The organism is Thauera sp. AutoDN2 (assembly GCF_051280715.1).
Taxonomy (GTDB): Bacteria; Pseudomonadota; Gammaproteobacteria; order Burkholderiales; family Rhodocyclaceae; genus Thauera.
The window spans coordinates 1-8,392 of record NZ_JBNCAR010000055.1; the positions used below are offsets into that span (position 1 = coordinate 1).

Consider the following 8,392-nt stretch of genomic DNA (forward strand, 5'->3'; position numbering starts at 1 on the left):
CGCCCATCCCGCCATCGAGGCGCTCACCTTCGACGAGCGCCTGGCCCAGCTGATCGACCGCGAGTTGCTGCTGCGCGACAGCAAGCGCATCGAGCGCCTGCTCAAGGCCGCCCGTATCAAGGTCGGCGGCGCCTGCCTGGAGGATGTCGACTACCGCGCCGGGCGAGGGCTCGAGCGCAGCCAGTTCGCCGCGCTGGGCACCTGCCACTGGATCCGCCAGGCGCAGAACTGCCTGATCACCGGCCCCACCGGCAGCGGCAAGACCTGGCTCGCCTGCGCGCTCGCCAACGCCGCCTGCCGCCAGGGCCTGTCGGCCTACTACGTGCGCCTGCCGCGCCTGTTCGAGGAGCTGCGCCTCGCGCACGCCGACGGCAGCTTCAGCCGGCGGCTGATGCAGTTGGCCCGGCTCGACCTGATCGTGATCGACGACTGGGGTCTGGCGGCGCCTTCGGCGGCCGAGCGCAGCGATCTGCTCGAGCTCCTCGACGACCGTGTCGGCAGCCGCTCGACGGTGATCACCAGCCAGCTGCCGATCGAGCACTGGCACGCCTACCTCGGCGACCCGACCTTCGCCGACGCGATCCTCGACCGCATCGTGCATGCCGCGCACAAGCTCGCCCTGAAGGGCGAATCGATGCGAAAGAAGGCAACAGCATGAGGCCGCGCGCGCTGTACGGCTTACCCACAGCCGGCCGCCCGCCAGCGAGTGAGGCGCGCTGGCGGCCGCCTGTGGATAAGCCTATGCCATGCCCCGAAATGACCGTGATCGTGACCGACGCGGTTAAACTCTGAACACCACGCTGGCGCGCACAGAACACCGGTCACGTTCGTCGGTATGAGCGGTCACGATCGTCGGAATGCGCAGCTGGATTCACAGAGGATGATGGGGCGGACCCTCTCTTGAAGACAAAAGCGAGCTATGGACCCTTGAAGGCCGTTCAGGGGCGGTTTCCACAGAAACCCGGCTGAGGCCGCGGCCCGCGTGCGGGCTGGGGCCGATTTGTCCGGGGCTTAGCGCCCGAAGGGGGCCGCTTGCGGCCGGTCGGCCCGGCTTGCCGGGTCGAGCCGCTTAGACCGCCCTTCATACTGCCCGTCGATCTCTAGCTTTTTGATTTTCCCCTTTTTCTCTTTGTGTTTGTTTTGCTGCTCGATGTGACGCCAGGGGTCGAGCTGCGGCAGGAGGCCTGTTAAATAGGGGTGGGGGGCCGGGGGGTCTTTCTGCCCCTCCCCCGGCCCCCCACCCCTATGAAGCGGCAGATCAACGACCTGGACTACCGTTCCTGACGCGCTCTCGCTTGTCGCCGGCCTACCTCCATCGCAGCCCAAGGGCTGCTCAGTCGGAACGTCCGGGAGCGCACACTGTTTTCTTTTGAAAACAGAACACCAAAAACCAAGAACCCCCCCCTGCTGGACAACCAGTACCAAAACACACGGAACAACAAAAACAGCGGCCACACCCTCCGGGGGGCTATATAAGGAGGGCGGTTGCGTTACACGGCCCTAAGCCAGCGGCTGACCGTCATTTTGCTGACAGCTAGCTCAACAGCAATCTTGGTCTGAGTCATTCCTTGGGAAGCCATCAAGCGTGCCGATGCGCGCTTCTGCTCGTTGCTGCCGCGAACACCATCCCCCGTGTAGCTGTCTTGCCAACGGCCTTCTGCAACGCGATCGCGTTCTGCGTCACGAGCTTTCTTACGCTCCTGGATGACCTCTGCAGGGGCGAGAGCCCGCAGCTGGTCGGCGTATCTGCTGACGATGTCGTGTCCGATCCAGTCACGCAGCGTCGCCGCCTTGAAGAAGTAGCGCGGATCGACCTCACGCCCGTCCCAGGTGATCTTCTCGCCCTTGTCTGCCATGTGTCGCCGACTGATGACCGGTGCCATCGTGGCCAAGATCTCGTCGTCGGAGAAATTCGTGATGAGCCGCCCAACGCTCAGGATCTCGGACTCGATCGCATCGGGCTGAGCGAACCAGGACAACGCGACCGCGTGGAGAAACAGGAGCCGATCTCGGCTGCCCTCGGGCAAACGATTGCCGTGCTCGAGGTTGGTGATCTTCACCAGGTCGGAATAAACCGTGTGCCACCAGCCGTAGATCGAGCCTGCCAGGACGGACCGTCGGCCAGCTCGAGCCGCCGCCGCGTTGAAGTCCGAAATCGAGGCCTTGGGGCGACCTGCCTTGCGAGGGCCCAAGATCTCATCAGCCAGGCTATGCAGATCCCACTCTTCGCCTGTCAGCATGAGCCCGCGCGCTTCCACGCCGTTCTTGCTGTTGATCGTTCCAGGCAATCGAAGCACGCGCGTGCAGTCACGGCATGCTGGGTCAGCGCCGATCGAACTCAAAGTCTTGAGAATGGCATCTTGGATGCGCTGCCAGACCGGCAACGCTTTGCCAGGCGTGGCACGCAGCAGCCAGTAAAGGTGCAGGCCGCGACCAGAAAAAACCGCCAGGCTCGGCGCTGGCATCTGTGCTGAAAGCAGCGCCTCGAGGACGAAATCGATGTCTTGCTGGCCGTCGAGGTCAACATAGACCGCGCGAAGGCTCTTGAGCAGCCGAACTTCACGCCAGCCCGCAAACTGGTTGACGGTGAAGTATGCGTCGGCGCGAGAGCGCAGCTGTTCCGCGATCGCGGGGAGGTTTTCAGTCGGGCGGCACTTGATCCAGCGCTTACCGTCGTCGGCCAGGCGTTCCCAGAAGAGTACAGTGCCGTGCCGGTCGCCGCTGTGGATCAGCTCGGCGTGATCGCCGGGGCTCGAGAAGTCGAGCGAGAGCTGCTGCCGCTTGAGGTTAGTTCTTGTCATGTCTCGTGCTCGCTTGCAGCGAGCACGAGATGCTGTAAAATCTGGTCATCTGTCGCCTGCCATCATCAGGTTGATAGGCCCCGGGGAGCGGCTGCAACCGCGTCGATCCGGAGAACTTCTAAAAAGCCCGCCTGCCAGCGGGCTTTTTTCTTTCTGCGGTCATATTACCGCAAGTCAATGCGCGCATCGGGCGCGCCAAGTGATGCCAGCGCGGCCACTGCTCTGTCGAGATCCTTCCAGGCGCGTGGCCTGAAGTCGTTTTGATTGACCAGCACGGCCTGATCCTTTCTGACGCTCCAGCCGCCAGCCGGGTGAGCGAAGAAGCATCGGAACAGCCCCCGCCGTCGGGCGCTTTCGGCTATCTGGAATTCAGAATACCCGTTTCATGACGAAAAAAAAAACGCCCCGGCGCGCCGCACCGTCGTCAAACCGCCTCCGCGTTCACACGCCGCGCACGCCTGGGCTTTCCGCAGTCGGCCGGCAGCAAGCTGGTGAGCTGCTGGTACATTCCGAATAGAAAAGCCACCCGCGCGGCGTCGGTCGAACCGCCCTTGTATCCATACGCAGCATCCACAGCAGCATCGAGCTTCTGATGCGCCTTCACCAGGTCGGGCGGCATGGTGAGCGGGTCGTACAGATCGGCCAGGCTTGAATCGGGGTACGTGGAGCGTGTATCGAGCACCCCCTGTGCAGCAGCCTCGATGGCGGTGCGCTGCTTGTCGGTCGGGGTCGGCCAGGGGAAGTTGTTGTAGACGGCGGGGGCGTAGCTATAGCGGCTTTCAAGGCGGCCTGCGACCGTCCTCATCCAAGCGTTGTGCATCGTGCTGCACAGCATGCCGAAATGGTAGTGCGTTGCCCCTTCCACGATCTGGACCTTGTTGCTCGCAATGGTGTCCGCAGAGAGAAAGGCGATGGGAATGAAGCGGCGACGCTCGGACGAGACTTCTGGAACACCGAGATAGTCCTTTTCGGGGTTCTAAGCCGGAACCGCCGAAATTTCCGTCATCCCAGTTCCAGCCCCGCCACGAGCTCATCCAGGTCGATCATCTTGCCGTCGCTCTGGAAGGTGTAATGCCCGTTCAGCAGGATGTGCCGCCAGGCGGCCGGCGATATCTGGGTCAGGAGAGCGTGCGCCTTGGCGTTGTCGCTCACCTCGTACTTCATCAGCAGCCGCGAGAGGATGGCCGAGTTGTAGAAGATGACCGCGTTGGCGATCAGCCTGGCGCACTGGTTGCTGATCTCAATTTCGATGTCGGTGCGCCCGGTCAATTCCTTCTTGCCGCCGACCTGGGCGATGATCGAGCGTAGATGGTGATAGGACTCGATGCGGTTCTGTGAGCGGTGAACGTTGCGCTCCAGTTGCGGATCGCGCAGGTAGCGCAGCGTGTAGATGCTGCGGATGAGCTTGTCGAACTCGAACACCGCGCGCCGCGTCGGGTTCGGCGCGGTGTAGGTGCATAGCTTGCGGATCAGCGTGCCCTGCGTCATCTCCTTCAGTCCGAGCGTGGCGACAATCTGGTCGAGGTTCGGCTTCTCGCTGACTATGAGATCGCGGTCGATTCTCCCGGCCGGCCGGATCAGGCACTGATCGTACAGCGCCGGATCGTCGGCACTGTAGAGTTCCTTCAACTGATCGCCAAGGTCGGTGAAGCGCGGCTCGAAACGCAGGCCGAACCAGTGCAGGATAGCGAAGTTGGCCTTGTTGACGCTGTGCATGTCGCCGGTGATCGCGGTCGGCACGATGTCCGACTTGTTGCGATACCAGATGTCGAACACGTGATGGGCCTCGTAATCGTGCGCGCCGATCAGGTAGCCGTTGAGCGGCACGTGGTTGCACAGCAGCGTGTAGGCGACCACGCCCTTGCCGCGCCCAAAGTATTTGCGCGAGTGGCGCGCTTTCACGGTCGGCCGCTCGACGCCGAATTTCTGACCATCGACGGCACCGTACAGTGCATCGAGATCGAACGAGTAGTACGGGAAGATCGGCAGCGCGGCGATGGCGTTGCTGATGCAGTCGTTGGCCGCGTGCAGCGTTGCGTGGCGCAGGTACTGTTGGTAGGCGCTCTCCAGCACGTGGTACGGGATGTCGCTGGTGCGTGCCATGACCTGGTTGCCGTGGTTCATCGCCTGCGCGATGATGACCGCCATCAGGCTGTCGGCGTCGGCGACCTTCTTCGCATAGCGCGGCTGCAAAGGCGTCAGCGCCGACAGGAACTGGCACTGGCCGTTGACGAAGCGGAACACGTCGGCCACGTCGCAGAACGGCAGTTGCTCGTAGAACGCCTTCTCACGCGCCTTCTGGTTCTCGCCCTTGGGCTTGCGCCATGTCAGCTTCTGCGTGTCCTTGTCGTATTCCAGGTGCGTCAGCTTGCCCTGCTTCAGCTCGCGGTTGAAGGCCAGCCACTGAGAGCGCAGCTCGGTCGCGAGCGCATCGAGCTGGGCATCGAGTGGCTGGCGCAGGAACGGGATGTCGATCTGCGCCAGCACGGCGGCCTTCTCATCCAGCGAAACCAGCTCGTCGGAAAAATGCCGGTGCTGCAAGCTGTCGTCGAGGTAGAGTTCACCCGACTGGAAGCGCTTCCTGACCTGGCGGTACAGCCAGAACTCGTAGCGGTCGGCATGCAGGCCCGTCGGCTTGCCATCGGCATCGAAGGTCAGCAGGTACGGTCGCAAGCGTTTCGGCAGCGTGGCCGCTGGACATTCGGCGAGCGGCCGTTGCGATAGGCGCTGCTGTTTGGCGAACACGTCCTTGGCCCAGGCCAGCGCCACGAGCCACGGGCTGCCCGGATCAGTGCCAGCGAGGTCGAGCGCGACATACAGCGGCCGAAGATGGCGGCGGATGCGCTCAGCCAGGCCGTCCACCGCCTGCCAGTGCAAAGCCAGCTTGCTCACCGGCTTCACGCTCATGCGCTGTGCGGTGGTTTGCAGCGTATCGCGGGGCATGATTTTGTAGGCGCGCTGGCGCACATCGCCGAACGGCGTGGGATCGGGCACGCTGTCGTCGATGTAAAGCGACAGCAGGCGGCCGACCTGCGGTGTGTCTTGCTGACGGCGCACCTGCTCGGCGACAAAGGATTGCTTTGCGCCCGCACTGCTTTCGTCCTCCAACTGCTTCATGTGGTAGGCCATCGCATCGACCAGGTTGTCGGAAAGCTGCCGGTAGCGCACCCAGGCATAGCAAAGCAGGTAGAGGTAGGTCTGATCGGCCTTCAGGTTGCGTAGATCGTGGACGGTGTAGAAGTTCGCCAGGCTGGCGTAGTACAGCAGATTCTGCTGCGAGACGCCGAGCTTGGGCAGCAGCGCCTTGGCGATCCGGTGCAGCGGCTCCAGCGTGGCGCGCTTTTCGCGTTCGCGGGCCATCTGACGCCAGCCAAAGTCCTTGGCGTCCTGCTTGAGCGCAGCCAATTGCGACAGGGTGTCGTCACGCACTAGAAGCCGACCCAGCGCGGCCTTGGCCGATTCGTCCAACACTTCCGACAGCAGGCCAGCCAGCCGCCGACGCTCGGCGGACAGGGCTTCGCTCACCAGCTCTTGCAGGGTGGTATAGCCGGGCCGGATGATCTTGTGCTCGTTTAGCCAGACGATCAGCTCGGCGGCGATGAACCCCGGCATCACGTCGCGCCGCACGGTCTGCGCGGCCTGCTGCGCGAGCTGCGCCAGGAACTCGGCCGCCCACGGCCGGTAGCCGAACAGATCGGCAATCCACTCGCGCTGGGTGTAGTGCTCGTGCTTGGAGATTGGCTTGTGCTCGAAGGACTCGCCGTGGAAGTAGCGGCTCAGCACGAAGGCGCAATCGTGCTCGACCTCACTCCAGTCGAAGCGGAAGAAGGCATGCTTGGCCTTGAAGTAACCGATCTGCAAGATGCAATAGACCTGGGCATGGAGACCAGGCCGGCTGCTGGCGAGCGCCAGTTCGGTTTCAGTCAACGCCAAGTATTCCAGCCGCTGGGCGTCGTCGAAGTCCGGCAGGCCGTACAGGGCTTCCTGCTCGGCGTCCGACAGGACGGTCAATCGTTCGCTCTTGGTCGTCATCGCGATGACGCTCCACGAGAGCCCGTCCAACCAACCCGTGCCAGGGTCTCGATCAGCGTGGTTCGCTTGACGCCGAAGTTGCGGCACACCGCCGCCTTGGACATGCCGCCATCGAGCGCAGCGACGATGGCCTCCAGCTTCTCGCCGGTGATCGCCTGCGGCCGGCCGCCGATCCGGCCGCGTTTGCGGGCGGCAGCCAGACCGGCGACGACACGTTCCTGGATCAAGGCGCGTTCGTACTGCGCGAGCGCGCCGAACACCTGGAACAGAAACTCGCCCGAGGGCGTCGTGGTATCCAGGTTCTCCGTCAGCGAGCGGAACGCCACCTGCTTTTCCTTGAGCGAGGTCACGATGGCGAGCAAGTGCGACAACGAACGGCCGAGCCGGTCGAGCTTCCACACGACCAACACGTCGCCAGGGCGAACGAATTCGAGCGCCCGCGCCAGGCCCGCGCGGTCGTCCTTCGCGCCGGAAGCATGATCCTCGAACAGATGCCGCGCATCGACGCCGACGGCGAGCAGCGCATCGCGCTGCAAGTTCGTGCTCTGGCGGTCGGAGTCCGACGACACGCGCATGTAACCTACCAACATAAGCGGAAAACCATTAAGACGAGGTTTCCGTATGGTAGCGTCTGGCGACAGAGTTTTCCGCACAATTTTGCGGCCACTCGGAGGTTGGTGCAGAGGACCGTTGAAGGCCTGTCGAAAAACAAATGTTTTCCGACAGGCCTTGGCCTAGCGCACGCCCGCCTTGCAGCGTTCTGTGAATAGCGCTTAGTAATGACGGCGTATATACTTTGTTAGTATCAAGTGGCAGGAGGCCCCGATCATGTCAAAACAAGCCGTTTTCACGATGAAGCTGGAGCCTGAGTTGCGCGCCGAGTTTATGGCCGAAGCCGAGGCGGCCCATCGCCCGGCGTCGCAAGTGCTGCGCGAGCTGATGCGCGAGTTCGTTCAGCGCCAGCGCGAGTCGCGCGAGTACGACGAGTTCCTGCGCCGCAAGGTCGAAGCCGGCCGGGCTTCGATGCGCGCTGGATTGGGGCGGTCGAACGATGAAGTTGAGGCCGAATTCGCCGCACGGCGTGCCAGTGTGGCGAGCCAGGCGTGAGGGTTGTTTGGACGCCCGAAGCGCAGCAAGACCGTGCCGATGTGTGGGACTACATCGCAGCCGACAATCCGCGCGCGGCGGCCCGGATGGATGAGATTTTCAGCGACGCGGCCGCCCGCTTGATCCAGCACCCCATGCTGGGCAAGCCGGGAAAGATTCCCGGGACCCGCGAGTTGATCCCGCACGAAAGCTATCGCCTGGTGTATCAGATCGACGGCGAAACGGTGTGGATACTGACGCTGGTTCATACTGCCCGCCTGTGGCCGCCTGTGCGCGATTAAGAGATGATCATGGCAACAATGAAACGGCGCGTTGACAGACTGCTTTCGAGCCAGACCGCGGTCGGCGGCAGGCGGCCAGAAGCAGTCACTCATCGCTCCGCGATGCCGAGCCAATTTGCTATCAAATTTTTTAGAATCCCCAGCTCGTAGCGCTACAGCACTCAATTGCAT

General features: G+C 63.0%; 6 protein-coding genes and 1 pseudogene. 3 read left to right on the forward strand and 4 right to left on the reverse strand.

Going from position 1 to position 8,392, the window contains the following annotated elements; all coding sequences use genetic code 11:
• The coding region (istB, locus tag ACPT9U_RS16795) for an IS21-like element helper ATPase IstB (protein WP_435751785.1) at positions 1-658 on the forward strand (658 nt) is incomplete at its 5' end.
• A gap of 832 nt (positions 659-1,490) precedes the next feature.
• On the opposite strand, the gene ACPT9U_RS16800 is transcribed toward istB, so the two are convergent.
• The 4 genes and pseudogenes from ACPT9U_RS16800 to ACPT9U_RS16815 all read right to left on the reverse strand — a co-directional run bounded on the left by ACPT9U_RS16800 (position 1,491) and on the right by ACPT9U_RS16815 (position 7,408).
• Positions 1,491-2,801, reverse strand: coding sequence for a helix-turn-helix domain-containing protein (locus ACPT9U_RS16800; RefSeq protein WP_435751786.1), 1,311 nt, complete (start codon positions 2,799-2,801; stop codon positions 1,491-1,493).
• 424 nt (positions 2,802-3,225) lie between these two features.
• A pseudogene (locus ACPT9U_RS16805) lies at positions 3,226-3,756 on the reverse strand (type IIL restriction-modification enzyme MmeI); the annotation flags it as partial.
• Positions 3,757-3,803: 47 nt separating this feature from the next.
• Positions 3,804-6,833: a Tn3 family transposase gene (locus ACPT9U_RS16810; protein ID WP_435751787.1), complete on the reverse strand. Its 3,030-nt coding sequence runs from the start codon at positions 6,831-6,833 to the stop codon at positions 3,804-3,806.
• Entirely contained in the window at positions 6,830-7,408 is a 579-nt protein-coding gene (locus ACPT9U_RS16815) for a recombinase family protein (protein WP_013521166.1), read from the reverse strand. The genes ACPT9U_RS16810 and ACPT9U_RS16815 overlap by 4 nt, the downstream gene beginning before the upstream one ends.
• A 253-nt stretch (positions 7,409-7,661) precedes the next feature.
• Between ACPT9U_RS16815 and ACPT9U_RS16820 the strand changes: the two genes are divergently transcribed.
• Together ACPT9U_RS16820 and ACPT9U_RS16825 are read left to right on the forward strand one after the other, a co-directional pair.
• Positions 7,662-7,940: a hypothetical protein gene (locus ACPT9U_RS16820; RefSeq protein WP_011342941.1), complete on the forward strand. Its 279-nt coding sequence runs from the start codon at positions 7,662-7,664 to the stop codon at positions 7,938-7,940.
• On the forward strand, positions 7,937-8,221 hold the full coding sequence (locus tag ACPT9U_RS16825; protein ID WP_011342942.1) for a type II toxin-antitoxin system RelE/ParE family toxin: 285 nt from the start codon (positions 7,937-7,939) through the stop codon (positions 8,219-8,221). Before ACPT9U_RS16820 ends, ACPT9U_RS16825 begins: the two co-directional genes overlap by 4 nt.
• The last annotated feature ends 171 nt before the right edge of the window (positions 8,222-8,392 follow it).